At 71.7% G+C, this 19,587-nt stretch carries 13 protein-coding genes and 5 pseudogenes; 15 read left to right on the forward strand and 3 right to left on the reverse strand.

Annotated elements, in window-relative coordinates; translation table 11 throughout:
• Both JNW91_RS19970 and JNW91_RS19975 read left to right on the forward strand, forming a co-directional pair.
• Positions 1–525: pseudogene (locus JNW91_RS19970) on the forward strand (DNA primase); the annotation flags it as partial.
• Positions 526–1,062, forward strand: coding sequence for a hypothetical protein (locus JNW91_RS19975; protein WP_203177054.1), 537 nt, complete (start codon positions 526–528; stop codon positions 1,060–1,062). It begins immediately after the preceding pseudogene.
• 13 nt (positions 1,063–1,075) lie between these two features.
• Here JNW91_RS19975 and JNW91_RS19980 read toward each other — a convergent pair whose 3' ends face one another.
• Together JNW91_RS19980 and JNW91_RS19985 are read right to left on the reverse strand one after the other, a co-directional pair.
• Complete coding sequence (locus tag JNW91_RS19980) at positions 1,076–1,963, reverse strand: TAXI family TRAP transporter solute-binding subunit (RefSeq protein ID WP_309244430.1); 888 nt, start codon at positions 1,961–1,963, stop codon at positions 1,076–1,078.
• A 127-nt stretch (positions 1,964–2,090) separates the two neighbouring features.
• Positions 2,091–4,256, reverse strand: a complete 2,166-nt coding sequence (locus JNW91_RS19985) for a TRAP transporter permease (RefSeq protein WP_407664354.1) — start codon at positions 4,254–4,256, stop codon at positions 2,091–2,093.
• A 253-nt stretch (positions 4,257–4,509) separates the two neighbouring features.
• On the opposite strand from JNW91_RS19985, the gene JNW91_RS19990 reads away from it, so the two are divergent.
• The 13 genes and pseudogenes from JNW91_RS19990 to JNW91_RS33975 form a co-directional block, all read left to right on the forward strand.
• Positions 4,510–5,442, forward strand: coding sequence for an ABC transporter ATP-binding protein (locus JNW91_RS19990; RefSeq protein ID WP_203177056.1), 933 nt, complete (start codon positions 4,510–4,512; stop codon positions 5,440–5,442).
• Between the two features lie 186 nt (positions 5,443–5,628).
• Positions 5,629–6,417, forward strand: a complete 789-nt coding sequence (locus JNW91_RS19995; RefSeq protein ID WP_407664355.1) for an ABC transporter permease — start codon at positions 5,629–5,631, stop codon at positions 6,415–6,417.
• A 9-nt stretch (positions 6,418–6,426) separates the two neighbouring features.
• Positions 6,427–7,236: an ABC transporter permease gene (locus JNW91_RS20000; RefSeq protein WP_203177057.1), complete on the forward strand. Its 810-nt coding sequence runs from the start codon at positions 6,427–6,429 to the stop codon at positions 7,234–7,236.
• Between the two features lie 63 nt (positions 7,237–7,299).
• Entirely contained in the window at positions 7,300–8,325 is a 1,026-nt protein-coding gene (locus JNW91_RS20005) for a YihY/virulence factor BrkB family protein (RefSeq protein ID WP_203177058.1), read from the forward strand.
• A 261-nt stretch (positions 8,326–8,586) separates the two neighbouring features.
• Positions 8,587–9,764, forward strand: a pseudogene (locus JNW91_RS20010) (ROK family protein).
• Between the two features lie 136 nt (positions 9,765–9,900).
• Complete coding sequence (locus tag JNW91_RS20015) at positions 9,901–11,409, forward strand: sugar ABC transporter ATP-binding protein (protein ID WP_203177066.1); 1,509 nt, start codon at positions 9,901–9,903, stop codon at positions 11,407–11,409.
• Complete coding sequence (locus JNW91_RS20020) at positions 11,406–12,533, forward strand: ABC transporter permease (protein WP_203177059.1); 1,128 nt, start codon at positions 11,406–11,408, stop codon at positions 12,531–12,533. Before JNW91_RS20015 ends, JNW91_RS20020 begins: the two co-directional genes overlap by 4 nt.
• Positions 12,534–12,632: 99 nt before the next feature.
• Complete coding sequence (locus tag JNW91_RS20025) at positions 12,633–13,685, forward strand: substrate-binding domain-containing protein (protein ID WP_203177060.1); 1,053 nt, start codon at positions 12,633–12,635, stop codon at positions 13,683–13,685.
• Between the two features lie 54 nt (positions 13,686–13,739).
• Entirely contained in the window at positions 13,740–14,915 is a 1,176-nt protein-coding gene (locus tag JNW91_RS20030; RefSeq protein ID WP_407664356.1) for a Gfo/Idh/MocA family protein, read from the forward strand.
• Positions 14,916–15,455: 540 nt separating this feature from the next.
• Complete coding sequence (locus JNW91_RS20035) at positions 15,456–16,622, forward strand: inositol-3-phosphate synthase (RefSeq protein WP_203177062.1); 1,167 nt, start codon at positions 15,456–15,458, stop codon at positions 16,620–16,622.
• Positions 16,623–16,635: 13 nt separating this feature from the next.
• Positions 16,636–17,592: pseudogene (locus JNW91_RS20040) on the forward strand (MFS transporter); the annotation flags it as partial.
• A 64-nt stretch (positions 17,593–17,656) separates the two neighbouring features.
• Entirely contained in the window at positions 17,657–18,601 is a 945-nt protein-coding gene (gene thrB / locus JNW91_RS20045) for a homoserine kinase (RefSeq protein ID WP_203177063.1), read from the forward strand.
• Positions 18,602–19,002: 401 nt separating this feature from the next.
• Positions 19,003–19,092, forward strand: a pseudogene (locus JNW91_RS33975) (Rho termination factor N-terminal domain-containing protein); the annotation flags it as partial.
• Positions 19,093–19,347: 255 nt separating this feature from the next.
• On the opposite strand, the pseudogene JNW91_RS33980 reads toward JNW91_RS33975, so the two are convergent.
• Positions 19,348–19,533: pseudogene (locus JNW91_RS33980) on the reverse strand (hypothetical protein); the annotation flags it as partial.
• Positions 19,534–19,587: the final 54 nt, after the last annotated feature.

Genomic DNA, 19,587 nt, shown 5'->3' on the forward strand with positions numbered 1-19,587 from the left:
AGCGCGCGCCCCCCGGCCCGATCCGCGCCGGCCCGGTCCGAGCCGGCCCTGGACAGCCCGCAGTCGATGGTCGAACGGGAGGCGCTGAAGCTCGCCCTCCAACAGCCGGTGCTGGCCGGGCCGATGTTCGACGCGGTCGAGGCGACGGAGTACCGCCATCCGGTGCACGTGGCGGTGCGGTCGGCCATCGCGGCGGCCGGTGGGGCCGCGTCGGCGACCGGAGGCGCGGTCTGGATCGAGAAGGTCCGCGACTCCTGCGACGACCTGGCGTCGGCGGCGCTCGTCGGCGAGCTGGCCGTCGAGCCGCTGCGGATCGACGGTGAACCGGACCCGCGCTACGTGTCGATCACCATGGCCCGGGTGCAGTTCGGGTCGGTGACCGCCCGCATTCGGGACCTCAAGTCCCGGATCCAACGCATCAACCCGGTCAACAACAAGGACGAGTACTTCGCGGCCTTCGGCGAGCTGCTGTCACTGGAGCAGCACGCCCGGGCGCTGCGCGAGCAGGCCGCGGGAGGGCTCTGAATGGGACTGTTCAGCCGCAAGCCGAAGCTGCCTCCGGCCGACCGGCCGCCGCTGGCCCCCGACGAGCGGGTGCTCGCGTGGGCCGCGGCGGGAAACGGCGAGGGCGACGGGGTGGTCGTGGCCAGCAACCTCGGGCTGTGGCTGCCCGGTCGGGGCCACCGCCTCGGCTGGCACGACATCCTCAAGGCCGTGTGGTCCGGTCGGGAGCTGACCGTCACGCCCGCCGAACCGGTCGCCGAGTGCGACGGCTACGCGCTGGTCACCGACGGTCCCGCCGAGACGTACCTGCTGCTCGACCCGGGCGAGCTGCCACACCAGGTACGGGCACGGGTGACCCGTTCGGTCGCGTACACCCAACACCACCGGCTGCCCGGCGGCGCGGCTCGGGTCGCGGCCCGGCGGGTGGCCGGGGTCGACGGTCTGACCTGGACCGTCCGGCTCGACCCCGGCACCCCGGCGGACGACGCTGCCCTGCTCGCCGAGACCGACCATCTGGTCGCCGTGGCCCGCGCCGCCACCGCGCCGGTCGACGGCTGACCGGACACCGGCCCTAGTTCGCGCCGAGATCCTTCAGCGCCTTGTCGGCGCCCCGGTGCAGCGGCACCGGCTCGGTCCTGCGGGCGGTCTCCAGCGAGATCCCCTTGGCCGCCGGATTGGCCTGGGCCAGGGCGTCGCGCTTGTCGAACACCGTCCGGGTGATCGCGCAGGCGACGTTGGCGTCCAGGTCCTTGCGGACCAGCAGCACGTTGGGCACGACGATGGTCGGGGTGTCCGCCGCCGTCCGGTACGCGTCCCGGCCGATCGTGCCGGCCTGGTAGGCGGGGCTCACCGCGGCCATCTTCGGCAGCAGCGGCGCGAGGTCGACGAACTTCACCGTGTCGCCGGCGGTGGTGAACAGGTCGGTCAGGCCACCGGTGGGCAGGCCACCGGACCAGAAGAGCCCGTCGACGCTGCCGTCCTTGATGCCCTCGACGGTCTTGGTGAGGTCGAGCCGCTGCGCCCGGACGTCCTTGGCCGGGTCGAGGCCGGCGGCCTCCAGCAGGCGGTTGGCGATCACCTCGGTGCCGGACTTCGGGGAACCGGTGGAGATCCGCTTGCCGCGCATGTCGGCCACCGAGGTGATCCCGGAGTCGTTGCGGACCACCACCTGCGTGTAGTTGTCGTAGATGCGGGCGAGCGCCTCGACCGGTTGCGGCGCGGTGAAGCTGCCCTTGCCCTGGACCGCGCTGACCGCCGTGTCGAACAGCGAGAACGCCACGTCGTACTGGCCACTGACCAGCTGTTCGACGTTCTGCACCGAGGCGCCGGTCTCGGCGGCGGTGCCGGTGAGTCTGCCTCCGGTCGCCCCGGACAGTTGACCGGCCAGCGCGTTGCCGACCGGGTAGTAGACGCCTGTCGCGTTGCCGGTGGCGATGCCGACGCGGGTCTCCCGGGCCACCTCGCAGGTGACCTCGTTGGCCGTGTCGTCCTTGGCGGCGCCGCCCTGCTGGCCCCCGCAGCCCGCGCGCCGGTCGTGACGAGGGCGAGCACGCTCAGGCCCGCCGCGAGCCGTACGTCGATTCGTCTCACAGTTTCCCCTCCACAGGATTGGCTGGTGATCCGGCTGGCGGCCGGCGGACGGATCCACGTCGGACGAACACGCCTGCCGCCGCGACGGCGGCCAGCGCGACGCCGACCGCGACCGGGACGGGTTCGAGCCAGAGCAGGGTGACGCCGGCGAGGGCGCCGAGCATGCGCTCCGGTGCGCCGGCGGGCCCCACGCCGGGCAGCCAGCCGCCGGCGGCGACGGCGAGCACCGCCACGCTGAGCGCGGTCACGACGGCGGCGACGGTGATCCGCCACACGCCGCCGATGCCCAGCAGCCCCAGCCCGGCCGGCGTGATGACGAAGGCGATCGGGGTGAGGTAGGCGGGTAGGGCGTAGCGCAGGGTCTGCCACATGGTCGGCACCAGCCGGCCGCCGGTCACCGCCGCGGCGGCCACCGCGGCGAGCGCGGTCGGTGGAGACACCTCGGACAGCACCGCGAAGTAGAAGACGAACATCGCCACGGCGGGCGCCGTCACACCGAGGTCGATGAGGGCCGGGCCGACGATCACCCAGCCGATCACGAACGAGGCGGTGACCGGCACGGCCAGGCCCAGCAGGCTGAGCGCGACGGCCGCGAGCAGCGCGGTGAGCACCAGCACCAGGGTCGGATTCGAGGTGGCCGCCTTCGCCCCGCCGACCAGCAGCGCCGCCGCCTGCGGCCCGAGGCCGGTCTTCGTGGTGGTCGCCGTGATGATGCCGGCGGCGGCGCAGACGGCGGTGACCGCGAGCACGCCGCGTACACCGGTGACGAGCGCGGTCACCAGGCGGGCCGGGGTGAGCCGGTGGGCACGGTCCAGGAAGGACAGCGCGGCCGCCAGGAGGGTGGCGAAGACGACAGCCCTCGTGGCGGACACGCCCACGGCGAGGAGCACGATGATGGCGACCAGCGAGGCGAAGTGGTAGCCGAACCGGGCCAGCATCGGCCACGGTGAACCGACGTCGATCAGCACGGGACGTACGTCGGAGCGGCGGGCGTCGATCTCCACGGAGAGCAGGATGCCGAGGTAGTAGAGCACCGTCGGCACGGTGGCCCAGCCCAGCACCTGGAGGTACGACACGCCCAGGTACTCGGCGATGATGAACGCCGCCGCGCCCAGGGTGGGTGGCGAGAGGATCGCACCGACCCCGGCGGCGGCCAGCATGCCGCCGGCCCGTTCCGGCGGGTAGCCGGCGCGGCGCAGCAGGGGCCAGGTGACCGCGCCGATGCTCACCGTCGTCGCCGCACCGGAGCCGGAGACGGTGCCGAGCAGGAAGCCGGAAGCCACCGCCGTGCGGCCGGCGGCGGTACGCGAGCGGCGGAACGCCGCCGCCGACAGCTCGACGAAGAACCGCCCGGCCCCGGAGAGTTCCAGGACCGCGCCGTAGATGGTGAACAGCACGATGTACGAGGCGGCCACGTCCAGCGGAGTGCCGTAGAAGCCGCTGTCGGAGTTGTAGAACGCGTCGACCAGTTGGCTGAAGTCGAGCCCGGCGTGGGCGACCGGCCAGGACTGCGGCAGCAGGCCGCCGTAGTAGCCGTAGCCGAGGAACAGCAGGCAGACCGCGGGCAGGATCCAACCGGTGGTGCGCCGGCACGCTTCGAGCAGCAGGAGCAGCAGCACGGTGCCCAGGACGAGGTCCGTCGGCGCCAGCAGGCCCTGCCGGTCGAGGAAGGCGTTGTAGCCGCCGCCGCCCGTGCCCAGGGGGATCGGTAGGACGGGGTAGAGGCAGGCGGCCACCGCCAGGACGACCAGGACCCAGTCCGTCGCGGTGAGTCGCGTCGACGCCGGCAGCGCGTCGGTGCGGTCCCCGTCGGGTCGCCGGGCGCGCAGGCGGGCCGGCAGCCGCAGGCCGGCCGGGTAGGCGAGGAAGACCAACGGGAGTACGCCGGCCAGGAAGATGATCAGGTAATACTTGCTGCCCTGCGACAGCGGGCGGAACACCTGCCAGATGGCGAGGGCGCCGACCGCCAGCGCCGCCACGGTGAGGAGCTGACCCGCCGGCCCGGACAACACCCGGCCCGGCTTCTCGTCCTCGAACTGGGCGGCCAGGTCCCGGGTCGCCCGCTCGGCGGCGGAACTGTCGTCATCGTCGCGGCGTTCGGTCGGGTCGGCGCCGAGCCCGGTCGGGTCGACGTCGACCGACTGCGTGGGGTCGGGTGTCACACGCGGTCGAGGTGGCGTGCCGTCGGCGCCCGCGGCAGGCCCACCGGTGGGAGAGTTGGCTGGTCGGACGGGTGGCGACGAACCATCGGGCGAGCTGATGGGCGACACGAGGGGACGATACACGTCGATCGGGCAGCCCGGTGGGGCATCGACCGGCGTTTCGCCACCGAGGGTCGGGCCGGCGGTGCGTCCGGCTGGTCGCGGGCGCGTATTCGCGTGGAGGGCTGTCGGACCCGGCGGTTAGGGTCGGACGGTGACTTCGGGGCGACCACTGATTCAGGCTCGCGGGCTGGTGAAGCGGTTCGGCGACTTCGTCGCCGTGGACGGCATCGACGTCGAGGTGCGCTCCGGTGAGGCGTTCGGCTTCCTCGGGCCCAACGGCGCCGGCAAGTCCTCCACCATGCGGATGGTCGGCTGCATCTCGCCACCGAGTGGTGGTGAGCTGCGCATCCTCGGCATGGATCCGGTGGCGGACGGGCCGGCGATCCGGGCTCGGCTCGGCGTGTGCCCACAGTTGGACAATCTCGATCCGGAGCTGACCGTTCGGGAGAACCTGACCGTCTACGCCCGTTACTTCGGCATCGCGCGCCGCGCGGCGCGGGAGCGGGCTGACGAGCTGCTCGACTTCGTCCAGCTCAGCGAGCGGGCCGACAGCAAGGTCGAGCCGCTCTCCGGCGGGATGAAGCGCCGGCTGACCATCGCCCGAGCGCTGGTCAACGATCCGGAGATCGTGCTGCTCGACGAGCCGACCACCGGTCTGGACCCGCAGGCCCGGCACCTGGTGTGGGAGCGGCTGTTCCGGCTCAAGCAGCAGGGCGTCACGCTGGTGCTCACCACGCACTACATGGACGAGGCCGAGCAGCTCTGCGACCGGCTGGTGGTGATGGACGGCGGGCGGATCGTCGCCGAGGGCTCGCCCCGGGCGCTGATCGAGCGGCACTCCACCCGCGAGGTGGTCGAGCTGCGCTTCGCCGCCGAGTCGCAGGAGCCGTTCGCCGACAAGCTCGACGGGCTGGGGGAGCGGGTGGAGGTGCTGCCCGACCGGGTTCTGCTCTACGTACCCGACGGCGACGCGGCGGTCGCCGAGGTCTCCGCGTTGGGGCTCAACCCGGCCAACGTCCTGGTGCGGCGCAGCGGCCTGGAGGACGTCTTCCTGCACCTGACCGGCCGCACCCTGGTCGACTGACCCGTCGCCGGCGTCCGCCGGTCGGGTTGGCGTCTTCGCGATGGGGCTGGGGCTGCCGATCAACGCTTCGAAACCCGGGCGACACGTCGGCGGGGCCGTCGTAGGGTGGCCGACGGCCTGTCGTACCCCGGGGGTAGGAAGGTCGTGGTGGCCGGCACGGTGGGGCGGGGGGTGGTCGTGGTGAGCGTGGCGGCAACGACGCGCGGGCGGTTCCCGTGGGTGCCGGCGTACGCCGTGTTCGAGCACTACCTGGTCGGTCTGCGGCGCACGTGGCGCGCGGGGGTGTTCTCCTCGTTCCTGCTGCCGGTGTTGACGGTGCTCGGCTTCGGGCTCGGCGTCGGCGCGTACATCGACCAGGGCGTCGACGGGGTGCGTTACCTCGACTGGCTGGTCCCGGGGCTGATCGCCTCGACCGCGCTCCAGGTGACCGTCGGCGACTCGACCTGGCCGGTGTTCAGCAACTTCCAGTGGGTCAAGACGTACTTCGCGCAGAGCGCGTCGCCGCTGCGGGTGGGTGACATCCTGGCCGGGCACCTGGCCTTCGTGCTGTTCCGGGTGCTCACCACGATCGCGGCGTTCCTGCTGGTCACCGGCCTGTTCGGGGCGTTGCCGTCGCCGTGGGCGGTGGCCACCCTGCCGGTGGTGGCGCTGCTCGGGCTGGCCGTGGCCGCGCCGACCTTCGCGTACACGGCGTCGGTGTCCAGCGACAGTTGGCTGGCGATGCTGTTCCGGTTCGCGGTCATTCCGATGACGCTGTTCGCCGGTGTGTTCTTCCCGGTGGAGTCGCTGCCCGACGCGCTGCGCTGGCTGGCGTACGTGACGCCGCTGTGGCACGCCGTCGACCTGTGCCGAGCCGCCACGCTCGGCGTCGCGCCACAGTGGTCGATCGTCGGGCATCTGCTCTACCTGGCCGCCTGGGCGGTCGCCGGGTGGCTGTTGGCGCTGCGCGCGTTCCGTCGCAAGCTCGTCGTCTAGGGAGGGTTCGTGCTCACGCTGGTCCTGCCCCGGCTGGTCGACGTCTCCGCCGTGTCGCGGCGCTCGGCGTCGGTGGTCGAACGCAACGTCGCGGCGCTGAAGTCGGTGTACTGGCTGCTGCTGCTCTCCGGGTTCGTGGAGCCGCTGCTCTACCTGCTCTCCATCGGGGTGGGCGTCGGGGCGCTGGTCGGCGACCTGCCCCTGCCCGACGGGCGGCTGGTCTCGTACGCGGAGTTCGTGGCTCCGGCGATGCTCGCCTCGTCGGCGATGACCGGGGCGCTCGCGGAGACCACATTCAATTTCTTCGGCAAGATGAAGTACATGAAGCTGTACGACGGGATGATCGCCACCCCCGTGCGGCCGTTCGAGATCGCCCTCGGGGAGCTGGGGTGGGCGATGCTGCGGGGTAGCGCGTACTCGGCGGCGTTCCTCGCGGTGATGGTCGCGCTCCACCTGACCACCGTGGCCCGGGCACTGACCGCTCTGCCGGCGGCGGTGCTGGTCGGGTTCGCGTTCGGCGCGCTCGGCATGGCGGTCTCCACGTTCATGCGCAGCTGGCAGGATTTCGACCTGATGGGCTCGGCCCAGTTCACCCTGTTCCTCTTCTCCGGCACGTTCGTGCCGGCGCAGGCATACCCGACGCTGCTGCACTGGCTGGTCGAGGTCACCCCGCTGTACCGGTCGGTGCACCTGATCCGTGGCGTCACCCTCGGCGTCGGGGGTTGGGCCTGGCTGCTCGACGTGCTCTACCTGGTGGCGATGATGGCGGTCGGCCTGCTGGTCGCGTCCCGGCGGATGGGCAGGTTGCTCTACCCGTAGGGGTTACGCGCCGTCGTCGACGGGGCATGTCGGAGGTGACACCACCGACGATGAGGAGGGGCGATGGCCTCGGACGAGTCTTCCGCCCACCGGAAGCGCGAGCGTGCCGACGCCAGCGCGCCGGTCGGGCCCGACGCGGGGCCGGACAGCCCGACCGACCTGCCCGGCAGCGGCTGGAAAGCGGCGCTGCGCCGGACGATCACCGAATTCCAGGACGACAGCCTGACCGACTGGGCGGCGGCGCTGACCTACTACGGGGTGCTCTCCATCTTCCCCGGCCTGCTGGTGCTGATCTCGATCCTCGGTCTGCTCGGCGAGAGTGCCACCAACGGCGTCCGGGACACCGTCAACCAGGCGGTGCCGAACGACAGCGTCCAGAGGATCATCGAGGGTGCGATCACCCAGGCACAGCAGAGCGGTGGCCTGGCCAGCGTCGCGGCGATCATCGGTCTGGTGGCCGCGTTCTGGTCCGCGTCCGGTTACATCGGCGCGTTCATGCGCGCCTCGAACACCATCTACGACGTGCCGGAGGGCCGGCCGATCTGGAAGACGCTGCCGATCCGGCTCGGCGTGACCGCGGTGATCGGGGTGCTGCTGCTGGCCAGCGCGGTGATCGTGGTCTTCACCGGCCGCCTCGCCGAGACGGTGGGAGACGTGGTCGGCCTGGGCTCGACGGCGGTCACGGTGTGGGACATCGCGAAATGGCCGGTGCTGCTGATCCTGGTCAGCCTGATGTTCGCCATCCTGTACTGGGCCTCACCGAACGCTCGGCACGGCGGTTTCCGCTGGGTCAGCCCGGGCGGCGTGCTGGCCGTGGTGATCTGGTTGGTGATCTCCGGCCTGTTCGCGCTCTACGTGAGCAACTTCGGCTCGTACAACAAGACGTACGGGGCGCTGGCCGGGGTGATCATCTTCTTGGTCTGGCTCTGGCTGAGCAACATCGCGATCCTGCTGGGCGCCGAGTTCGACGCGGAGCTGGAGCGCAGCCGGGCCATCTCGGCCGGTCACTCCGTCGACGACGAGCCGTACGTCGAGTTGCGCGACGACCGCAAGCTGCGCAAGAAGCGCAACACCGCCACCCGCCACTGATCCCGGCGCCCGACCGCCCCGCCACTCGTAGATCGGCTGGCGGGGCGGTCGTGTGTCCTGCGTCGGCACTGCGGGCGAGCGGACGCGGGCGGCCTGTGATCCTTTTCTTGATCCACTAGTAGCTTTTGTTCTTTCGGACAAAAGTTGGGATCGAAACGGTCGAAGCTCTGGACAGGCGGTGCGGAACGCTCCTACTGTGTCGGACACAACACATCGGCATGTCGTCGATGTGAACGAGTCCGATGAAGAGGTGAGTCCCCGGTGCGGACCGTCGACCCTCTGCACGTCCGCCTGTTGCGGTTGCTCCGCGACGAGGGGGCCGTGTCCCGGGCCGAGCTGGGCGACCGACTCCAGATGCCGCGCCCGCGCCTGTTGGCCGAGCTTGATCGCCTGGTCGCGCTGGGATATGTCGCCGAGGCCGGTCTCGCCGCCTCCCGGGGCGGACGTCGCTCCACGCTGGTCGAGCTGAACCCGAACCTGCGCTTTGCCGCCGTGGACCTGGGCGCCAGCTCGATGGACGTCGAGGTGGTCAATGGCCGCCTCGAACCGGTGGCGCACTACGCCGAGCCCGCCGACATCCGCAACGGCCCGAAGGTGACCCTGCAACGGGTCAACGAGCTGCTGCACAAGGCCCGGGTCGACGGGGCGTACGAGCGGTTGGACGCGGTCGGCATCGGCGTACCCGGGCCGGTCAGCTTCCGCGACGGCGTCCCGGTCTCGCCGCCGATCATGCCCGGCTGGGACCGGTTCCCGGTGCGCGAGCTGCTCAGCCGGGAACACGGCTGCCCCGCGGTGGTCGACAACGACGTCAACATCATGGCCATCGGTGAGCGCCACGGTGGGGTCGCCCACTCGGTGGACGACTTCCTCTTCGTGAAGATCGGCACCGGGATCGGCTGCGGCATCTACCTCACCGGCGAGGTCTACCGGGGCACCGACGGCTGCGCCGGGGACATCGGGCACATCCAGGTCGACTCGCACGGCCCGATGTGCTCCTGCGGCAATGTCGGCTGCCTGGAGGCGCTGTTCAGCGGAGCGGCGCTGGCCAAGGACGCCACCGCCGCCGCCCGCAGCGGAGCGTCGCCGGCGCTGGCCGAGCGGATGGCCCAGCGGGGCGCGGTCAGCGCGTTGGACGTCGCCGAGGGCGCCGTCGAGGGCGACGTGACCTGCATCCAGCTCATCCGCGACGGCGGGCGGCGGGTCGGCGGCGTCCTCGCCGGCCTGGTCAGCTTCACGAACCCGTCGATGATCGTGATCGGCGGCGGGCTGGCCCAGCTCGGGCACATCCTGCTCGCCGAGATCCGCAGCGTGGTCTACCGCCGGTCGCTGCCGCTGGCCACCGGCAACCTGCCCGTCGTGCTGTCCGAGCTCGTGGTCGCGCCGGCGTCGCCGGAGCGGCCGTGCTCGCCAGCGATGTCGCCTTCGGGGAGGCCTCCTGATGCTGCGGCCACTGATCGACCAACCATCGTGAGCGAGGAGGAGACCGTGGCTCTGTCCGAGGAGACCGCCGAGTCGGCCGAGGCCGGCGTCGAGGCGCCGCTGGTCGAGGCTCCGCCCGACACCGTCGCGGGCGAGGTGGTCCTGCGCCTCACCGATGTGGTCAAGACGTTCCCCGGGGTACGCGCCCTCGACGGTGTTCAGCTCGAGGTACGCGCCGGCGAGGTGCACTGTCTGCTCGGTCAGAACGGTGCCGGCAAGTCGACCCTGATCAAGGTGCTGTCCGGGGTGCACCAGCCGGATTCCGGGCAGGTGGAGTGGCGCGGCGAGCCGGCGGCCTTCGCCAACCCGCAGGCGGCGATGAAGGCCGGCATCGCCACCATCTACCAGGAACTCGACCTCGTCGAGGACCTCTCGGTCGCGGAGAACGCCTTCCTCGGTCACGAGCACCGCAGGTTCGGGTTCGTCCGGCGGGGCCGGATGGCCCGCCAGACCCGGCAGATCCTGAGCCGGCTCGGCCACGGGGAGATCCCGCCGGGGCGGATGGTCCGGTCGCTGCCGGCAGCCGGTAAGCAGATCGTCAGCATGGCCCGGGCGCTGTCGCACGAGGCCCGACTGATCATCATGGACGAGCCGAGCGCGGTGCTGGCGCACGACGAGGTCGGCAACCTGTTCCGGATCATCCGGGAGTTGACCGCGCAGGGCATCGCCGTCATCTACATCTCCCACCGCCTGGAGGAGATCCGCGAGATCGGCGACCGGGTGACCGTACTCAAGGACGGCCGGACCACGGCGGCGAACCTGCCGGCGCGAGACACCCCGACCCGCGACCTGGTCAGCCGGATGACCGGCCGGACCATCGAGTACGTCTTCCCGGACCGCCCCGCCGACGAGGGCCCCGGCGCCGAGTTGCTCCAGGTGGAGGGGCTGACCCGCACCGGAGAGTTCGCCGACGTCTCGCTGAACGTGCGCGCCGGGGAGATCGTCGGCATCGCCGGCCTGGTCGGCTCCGGTCGTTCGGAGCTGCTGGAGACCATCTACGGCGCCCGCCTCGCGGAAGCCGGCTCGGTGCGCATGGACGGGCGGGTGCTGCGTCCCGGCGTCGGCGCGGCGGTGCGGGCCGGCATGGGGATGGCCCCGGAGGAACGCAAGAGCCAGGCGCTGCTGCTCGGCGAGCCGATCTACCGCAACGTCACGCTGGCCACCTTCGGCCGGTACGCGCGGCTCGGCTTCACCGACGCCGCGAAGGAACGCGCCGAGGCGGACCGGATCGCCGAGAGCCTGGAGCTGCGGCCCCGGGACGTCGACCGGCCGGTACGCACACTGTCCGGCGGCAACCAGCAGAAGGTGGTGGTCGGGCGGTGGCTGCTCGGCGGCACCAAGTTGTTGCTGCTGGACGAGCCCACCCGGGGCGTGGACGTGGGTGCCCGGGCCGAGCTCTACCAGGTCATCCGGTCGTTGGCCGCCCAGGGCGTCGGGGTGCTGCTGGTCTCCAGCGAGGTGCCCGAGGTGCTGGGCCTGGCCGACCGGGTGCTGGTGATGCGGGAAGGGCGGGTCGTCCGCGAAGCCGCGGCCGGCGAACTCGACGAGAACACCGTGCTCGACCTCGTGATGGCGGGGTCCTTGATGGAAGGCGCACCGGCATGAGCGACGCGACTCCCACTCCCACCGCGACACCGGAGCGCCCGCAGCTTCCGGCGCAGTCGCCGCCGGTGGACCCGGCGGAGACGGCGGTGGCCAGTGACAAGGCGGCGGGCACGGGCCGGCTCTCCTGGTGGCGGGGGGACGGCGGCGAGGGTGCCAAGCGGAACCTCGGTCTGATCGGTGTGCTGGCCGCGCTCATCGTGGTCGGCGCGGTCACCAAGCCGGACCTCTACGGCGACCCGAACTGGGTCTGGAACAACGTCCTGGCCATCCTCCAGCTCGCCTCGGTCGTCGGCGTGGTCACGGTCGGGATGACCTTTGTGATCATCGGCGGCGGGATCGACCTGTCGGTCGGGGCGATCGTCGCGCTGGCCGGTGTCTGGTGCACCACGGTCGCCACCCAGAGCTACGGCGCCGGCGGCATGATCTTCGCCGCCCTCGTGGTCGGCATCTGCGTCGGCCTGGTCAACGGCGTCCTCATCTCGTACGGCCGGTTGGTGCCGTTCATCGCGACGCTCGCGATGCTGGTGGCCGCACGCGGACTCGCGGCGTCGATCTCCAACAAGCAGACCCAGGTGTCGAGCAGCACCTTCATCAACGACATCGCCGCCCGCAAGGTGCTGGGGATTCCGATCCTCGTCTACATCCTCGGCGCGGTGGTGGTGGCCGGATGGATCCTGCTCAACCGGACGACCTTCGGCCGGCGGACCATCGCCGTCGGCGGTAACCCGGAGGCGGCGCGTCTGGCCGGCATCAACGTCCGTCGGCACACCATGCTGCTGTACGCGCTCTCCGGTCTCTGCTGCGGCATCGCCGCCATCATGCTCACCTCGCAGGCAACCTCGGCGCAGGCGGCGATGGCGAACCTGTACGAGCTGGACGCGATTGCCGCCGCGATCATCGGCGGGACGCTGCTCAGCGGTGGTCGGGGCACGATCGTCGGCTCGCTGCTCGGCGTCATCATCTTCGCCACGATCACGAACCTCTTCGCCATCAACGGCCTCTCCATCGAGGCGCAGAACATGGTCAAGGGCGGCATTATCGTCGCCGCCGTCCTGGTCCAGCAGTTCCAGTTCAAGTCCGTCACTCGGCTCCTCGCGCGGAACAGGGTCACCACCGCAACCTGACGCACCGCACCGTTGTCCCTGGCCACGTCGCGCGATGCCGACAGTGGCCGGGCCTCGCACACCCTCATCAACAAATAATCCGCTCCCAGGAGGTCGTTCATGACCCAGCACAGTCGCGACCTGTCGCGCCGCCGGTTGCTCTTCGGTGGAGCCGCAGTGGGCGCCGCCACCCTGCTCACCGCCTGCACCAGCAACGAGACGCCGGCGGCGAGCACCCAGACCAAGGCCGCCGGAAACAGCGAAGGCAACAACGCCCCGGGTAAGAAGGTCATCATCGGCTTCTCCGCCCCGGCCGCCGACCACGGCTGGTTGGGTGCGATCCACGCCAACGCCAAGGCCCAGGCCGCGGCGTACTCGGACGTGGAGTTCAAGGAGGTCGACGGTGGGTCGAACTCGGAGGCCCAGCGCTCCACGCTCGGCACGCTGATCGCCCAGAAGCCGGACATCATCGTCGTGCTGCCGCACGACGGCAAGGAGGTCAACGCCGTTGCCCTCCAGGCGATGCAGGCGGGCATTCCGATCGTGAACCTCGACCGGGCCTTCCCCGACGCGCTGGCCTCGCGGCTGGTCATCAAGGGCGACAACTACGGCATGGGCGTCTCGGCCGGGCACTTCATCGGCAAGCGGCTCAAGGACAAGGGCGTCGCCAACCCGGTGATCGGTGAGATCGCCGGTCTGGAGATCCCGCTGACCGTCGAGCGTAGCGCCGGCTTCGCGGCGGCCCTGGCGACCTACGGGTTCAAGGTGAACAACCGCCGCTCGGCCGAGTTCACCTCGGACAGCGGTCAGCGCGAGGCGGCCCAGCTGCTCCAGGCGCTGCCGAAGATCGACGCGATCTGGAACCACGACGACGACCAGGGCATCGGTGTGCTCGCGGCCGTCAAGCAGGCCAACCGGTCGGAGTTCTTCATGGTCGGCGGCGCGGGTTCCAAGCTCGCGATCGACGCGATCAAGGCCGACAACACCGTGCTCAAGGCGACGGTCACCTACAACCCGTCGATGGCCTCCTCGGCGGTCTCGCTCGCGCGGCTCATCGCGCAGGGTCGGGGCCTGGGCGACCTGACGGAACTGCAGGTGCCCAAGGAAGTGACCCTCGCCTCCGAGACGATCACCAAGGAGAACGCGAGCAGCTACGACAAGCTCGGGTTCTGACATACCGGGGGGAGACCCACCTTGTCCACGACAGACAGAGAACTGCGGATCGGCATGGTCGGTTACGCGTTCATGGGCGCCGCGCACTCACAGGCGTGGCGCACCGTGAACCGCGTGTTCGACCTGCCGGCGCGGGCCCGAATGTCGCTGATCTGCGGCCGGGACACCGGGAAGGTGGCCGACGCCGCCGACCGGCTCGGCTGGGACGCGTACACGACGGACTGGCGTGACCTGATCAACCGGGACGACATCGACGTGGTCGACGTCTGCACGCCGGGCGACAGCCACGCCGAGATCGCACTCGCCGCGTTGGCCGCCGGTAAGCACGTCCTGTGCGAGAAGCCGTTGGCCAACACGGTGGCCGAGGCACGGGCGATGACCGCTGCGGCGGAGACAGCCCGGGCCGCCGGGGTGTGGTCGATGTGCGGGTTCAACTACCGCCGGGTCCCCGCGGTCACGATGATGCGCCAGCTGGTCGCCGACGGACGACTCGGGGTGATTCGACACGTCCGAGCGACGTACCTGCAGGACTGGATCGTGGATCCGCAGTTCCCGCTGGTCTGGCGGTTGCAGAAGGACAAGGCGGGCTCCGGCGCGCTGGGTGACATCGGTGCGCACATCATCGACCTGACCCAGTTCGTCACCGGCCAGCGGATCACCGGGGTCAGCGCCGTCACCGAGACCTTCGTCAAGGAACGGCCGCTGCCGGCCGGGTCGAGCGGTCTGGCGGCCACGGTGGACGGCAACGCGTCGCCCACCGGGCCGGTCACCGTCGACGACGCCGCGGTCTTCGTGGCCCGGCTGGACGGCGGCGCGCTGGCCACGTACGAGGCGAGCCGGTTCGCCACGGGCCGCAAGAACGCCCTGCGGGTCGAGATCAACGGCTCGCTCGGCAGCGTCGTCTTCGACCTGGAACGCCTCAACGAGCTGGAGTTCTACGACGCCACCCGGCCCGGTGTGGAACAGGGTTTCACCCGGATCCTGGTGACCGAGGGCGAACACCCGTACATGTCGGCGTGGTGGCCGCCGGGTCACATCATCGGCTACGAGCACTCCTTCACGCACGAGATGCGTGACTTCATCGAGGCGGTCGCCACCGGCGTCGACCCGGCTCCCTCCTTCGCCGACGCGTTGCAGGTCCAGCTGGTGCTGGACGCGGTGACCCGTTCCGCGGAGGTCAACTCCTCCTGGACCGAGGTGGAGCCGACGCTGGCCGCGGTGGCCGTCTGACCATCGACCATCCGCGATGGCGGTGTTCCCACCGCCGTCGCCTGACCGGCTTTCCGGAGCCGACCGGCGAGGGACCGGCCGCGGTTTGCGCCCCGCGGCTGGGACGAGGTCGGCGTCGGAGGGCGTGCAGCCGGGCCGTACGGCCCGGTGGCGCACGAGCAGGACGGTTGTCCGGTGCGGCCGGACCGGGATTCCCCGGCCGCACCGGAGGGCCGCCACCATTCCCGGCGATCCGGAGGACCTGACGGTTCGCCGGCCTGAGACGTCCGGTCCGGGCATGCCAACGCCCTGGCCGGCCGGATGCGGGGAGGCAGGGTCGAGACGCCGACCGACCCTGCCTACCAGCCCCGTCTGCCCGCACCCGTACCGGGAACCGGTCCGGCGTCGTCGCCGCCGACGCCGACGCCGGAACCGGGTGCCGTCCCGGTGCCGGGCCGGGCGGGCGGGGGCCCATCCACCCAGGGCATATCTTTCCGAAGAATATTCTGATATTCCTATATTTCATGCACCGACGGTTCCTCCTGGACGGGAAGGAGCACCATGCGAACGGGTGTCTGGTTGGTGGGAGCGCGCGGTTCGGTCGCGACCACCAGCATCGTCGGAGGGCTCGCGCTGCGAGCCGGCCTGGCCGGGCCGACCGGCTGCGTCACGGAACTGCCCGAGCTGCGCGGCCCCGCCCTGCCGTCCTTCGCCGATCTGGTCTTCGGCGGGCACGACCTGGCCACCACCCCGCTGTACAAGCGCGCCGAGGCACTGGCCGACGCCGGTGTCGTCCCCGGGAGACTGGTCGCCGCGCTGCCCGACGAGCTGACCGCCGTCGAACAGGAGCTGCGCCCGGCGCCGGTCGGCGCGACCCAGGCCGATCGGGCCGCCGCCGTGGTCCGCGACCTCACCAGCTTCCGCGAACGGCACGGGTTGGACCGGGTGGTGGTGGTCAACGTCTCCGCCACCGAACCCACCCCCCGACCGCATCCCGGGCACGCCGATCCGGACGCGCTGCGCGCCGCGCTCACCGGCCCGGACGAGGTGCTGCCACCAAGCTCCCTGTACGCGTACGCGGCGCTGCTGGCCGGCTGCCCGTACGTCGACTTCACCCCGTCCACCGGGCTGCGCCTGCCGGCGTTGGCCGCGCTGGCCGAACAGCAGCGACTGCCGTACGCCGGGCACGACGGCAAGACGGGGGAGACCCTGGTCAAGTCGGTGCTCGCGCCGATGTTCGCGATGCGCAACCTGGCCGTGCGCTCCTGGTCCGGGATGAACCTGCTCGGCGGCGGCGACGGCGCCACCCTCGCCGACCCGGCCGCCAACGCCGCCAAGGTGCAGAGCAAGCAGCGGGTGCTCGGCGAGACGCTGGGCTACGTCCCGCAGGGCAACACCCGGATCGAGTACGTCGAGGAGTTGGGCGACTTCAAGACCGCCTGGGATCTGATCACGTTCGCCGGCTTCCTCGGCACCGGCATGCGGATGGAGTTCACCTGGCACGGCTGCGACTCCGCGCTGGCCGCGCCGCTGGTGCTCGACCTGGCCCGGCTCACCGCCGCGGCGCACGCCGCCGGGCATGTCGGGCCGCTGGCCGAGCTGGGCTTCTTCTTCAAGGACCCGCTCGGCGCCCCCACCCACTCACTGGCCGAGCAGTGGGCCCGGCTGACCGACTTCACCCGGCAGTTGCACGCCGGTCGGGACGGTGGCCATGACCACGCTGGCTGACGTCGTCGAGCTGGTCCGGAGCCGGGGCACCGCCTGGCTGGCGCTGGTGGCGATCGGCGCCGTCGCGGTCGCCAAGGCGTTCTACTCGCCGGCCGCCCAGGCCGCGTTGCCCAACGTCCTGGAGCCGCACGAGCTTGCCGCCGGTAACGCCGTGGCCGGCTCGGCCTGGGGCACCATGACGGTGGTGGGCGCCTCGCTCGGCGGCGTGCTCAGTTCGGCCGCCGGCCCGTACGTCTGCTTCTGGGTGGCGGCGGTGGGCCTGGCGCTGGCCGCCGGCCTGGCCACGCGGATCCGCCGGCCGTTGCAGGCGCCGCGCGACACCGACCAGCCGGCCCAGCGGACCTGGCCGGCGGTCCGCGAGGCGCTCGGCTACATCGGCCACCGACCGCGGGTGCTGGCGCTGGTCACGGTGAAGTCGGCGGTCGGGCTGGGCAACGGGGTGCTGACCGTGTTCCCGCTGCTCGCCGGCGTGTACGGGGTCGGCCCGCTGGGCGCCGGCCTGCTCTTCGCGGTGCGCGGTGCGGGGGCGCTGGTCGGGCCCATCCTGATGCGTCGCGTGCTGACCAACCGGTCGTGGCTGCTGCCCGGGCTCGCGCTGTCCATGTCGCTCTACGGCCTGTCCTACCTGGGCGCGTCGGTGGTCCGGTGGTTCCCGTTGGTGCTGCTGCTGGTCTTCGTGGCGCACTTCGCGGGCGGCAGCAACTGGGTGATGTCGAACTTCGCCCTCCAGGGCGAGGTGCCGGACCGGTTGCGGGGTCGCGTCTTCGCCACCGACATGATGCTCGCGACGCTGGCCATCTCCGTGAGCCAGCTGGCGGTGGCGCTGGTCGTGGACGTGGTGGACGAGCGGGTGGTGCTGGCCGGCTGCGGCCTGGTGACCCTCGTCTACGCGGTGGGCTGGCGGATCGCCACGCGCCGGCTCTCGCTCACCGACCCGAGCACCGAGCCGGTTCCGGACCCGGCCGGTTGAGCCGGTCGGTCCCATGCTGCGGGCGCGGGACCGGATCGTCGGTGCCGACCCCTAGCATGAGCGCGTGCCGACGAACTTCGCCGCCGGGCCGGTCCGGGTCCGAGTTCCCGCGACCAGCGCCAACCTGGGCCCGGGCTTCGACGCGCTGGGCCTCGCCCTCGGGCTGTACGACGACCTGGCGGCCGAGGTGGCGCCGGACGGGGTCCGGGTGACGGTGGCCGGGCAGGGCGCCGACGAGTTGCCGCACGACGACCGGCACCTGGTGGTGCGGGCCATGCGGGCCGCCTTCGACGTGCTCGGCGCGCAGCCTCCGGGGTTGCGCGTGGAGTGCGTCAACCGGATCCCGCAGGCGCGCGGGTTGGGCTCATCGTCCGCCGCGATCGTCGCCGGTGTGCTGCTGGCCCGCGCGCTGGTCGTCGACGGTGACGAGCGGTTGGACGCGGCGGGCGCGCTTCGGCTGGCCGCCGAGATCGAGGGCCATCCGGACAATGTCGCGCCCTGCCTGCTCGGCGGCTTCACGCTGGCCTGGTCCGAGCCGTCCGGCGCCCGCGCGGTGTCCCTGCCGGTCGCCACCGGCGTGCGACCGACGGTTTTCGTGCCGGCCGAGCGTGGATTGACCGCGACCGCGCGGGCCGCGTTGCCGGCCACCGTGCCGCACGGCGACGCAGCGTTGACCGCCGGACGGGCGGCGCTGCTCGTGCACGCGCTCACCACGGACCCGACGCTGCTGCTGCCGGCCACCGTCGACCGACTCCACCAGGACTACCGGGCACCGGGGATGCCGGCGACATCGGCCCTGGTCAGCGCGTTGCGAGAGGTCGATGTGGCGGCTGTGGTCAGTGGGGCCGGCCCGACCGTGCTGGCACTCACCGACCCCCCTGCGGGTTTCCCAGTGGGAACAGACTGGCAGATCTGGAAGTTACCGATAGACGTCAGCGGCGCCCGGGTTGCCCGGGGTAGACTTGGACACGCCGAGCGGGACCCTGTTGCCGCAGGTCGGAAGAGTTGATTACGCTCTAGACCTAGCACAGCCGCGAAGCACGCGATCTCCTGCGGGGCGGCGCACCCCCGAAGCTCTCGGCGGTCAGCCCGTCACCCCTGCCAAGGCCCACGCCGCACCGCAGTTTCCACAGGTCGCCGCAGACGGCGAGACCTGCTCACCGACCTTCGGTGAGTCGGGATACCGACCGGCTGCTGTGTCACAGACTCCCGCGACGCGTCCTTGCGAGGCGGGTGCACCGAGGCCGCCCGGCCACCTGAGTTCCGACTCCGGGCAGTCCCGGCCTTATCGAGGGAAGGAATCCATTGAGCGACACCACCGACGTGACGTCGGATGTTTCCAACGTCGCTGGCGATGCCACCACCGCCGCTCCCGCCCGTCGTCGGCGCAGCGGCACCGGTCTGTCGGCGATGCTGCTGCCAGAGCTGCAGAGCCTGGCCGCGTCGCTCGGCATCTCCGGCACGGCTCGCATGCGCAAGGGCGAGCTGATCGCCGCGATTTCCGAGCGGCAGGGCGGCAACGCCGCCGGGACCCCTCGACCGCGGGCCGAGGTCGCGGCTGCGGCCGCTCCGACCCGTGAGGGGGTGCGCGCCGACGTGCGGGAGACCGCCGACCGGCCGGCGGCCGAAGGGCGCGCCGACCAGGTGCCGGCCGAGCCGGCCGCCGAGACCGAGGGCCGGAGTCGTACCCGCCGCAGCCGTACCGCCACGGCGGAGGCGCGCAGCACCGAGGCTCGTACCTCGGAGGCTCGTACCTCGGAGGCGCGTACCTCGGAGGCGCGTACCACCGAGGCTCGTACCGACGAGGCCGAGACCGGCGAGCGGACCGACCGGGGCGAGAACCGCCGGGATCGTGCCGAGCGTCCGGAGCGTGCCGACCGGAACGACCGTGGTGAGCGCGCCGACCGGGGTGAGCGTAACGAGCGGGGCGAGCGCAACGATCGGGGCGAGCGCAACGAGCGAAGTGAGCGCAGCGACCGGGGTGAGCGTGCCGAC

The sequence above is a fragment of the Micromonospora parastrephiae genome, from assembly GCF_016802865.1.
GTDB classification, from domain to species: domain Bacteria; phylum Actinomycetota; class Actinomycetes; order Mycobacteriales; family Micromonosporaceae; genus Micromonospora; species Micromonospora parastrephiae.

Excerpts from the sequence above, each read along its gene's own strand:
- JNW91_RS19975 (WP_203177054.1), top strand. The coding sequence starts at position 526 with ATGGGACTGTTCAGCCGCAAGCCGAAGCTGCCTCCGGCCGACCGGCCG.
- JNW91_RS20035 (WP_203177062.1), top strand. The coding sequence starts at position 15,456 with ATGCGAACGGGTGTCTGGTTGGTGGGAGCGCGCGGTTCGGTCGCGACC.
- JNW91_RS20005 (WP_203177058.1), top strand. The coding sequence starts at position 7,300 with ATGGCCTCGGACGAGTCTTCCGCCCACCGGAAGCGCGAGCGTGCCGAC.
- JNW91_RS20030 (WP_407664356.1), top strand. The coding sequence starts at position 13,740 with ATGGTCGGTTACGCGTTCATGGGCGCCGCGCACTCACAGGCGTGGCGC.
- JNW91_RS20020 (WP_203177059.1), top strand. The coding sequence starts at position 11,406 with ATGAGCGACGCGACTCCCACTCCCACCGCGACACCGGAGCGCCCGCAG.
- JNW91_RS20025 (WP_203177060.1), top strand. The coding sequence starts at position 12,633 with ATGACCCAGCACAGTCGCGACCTGTCGCGCCGCCGGTTGCTCTTCGGT.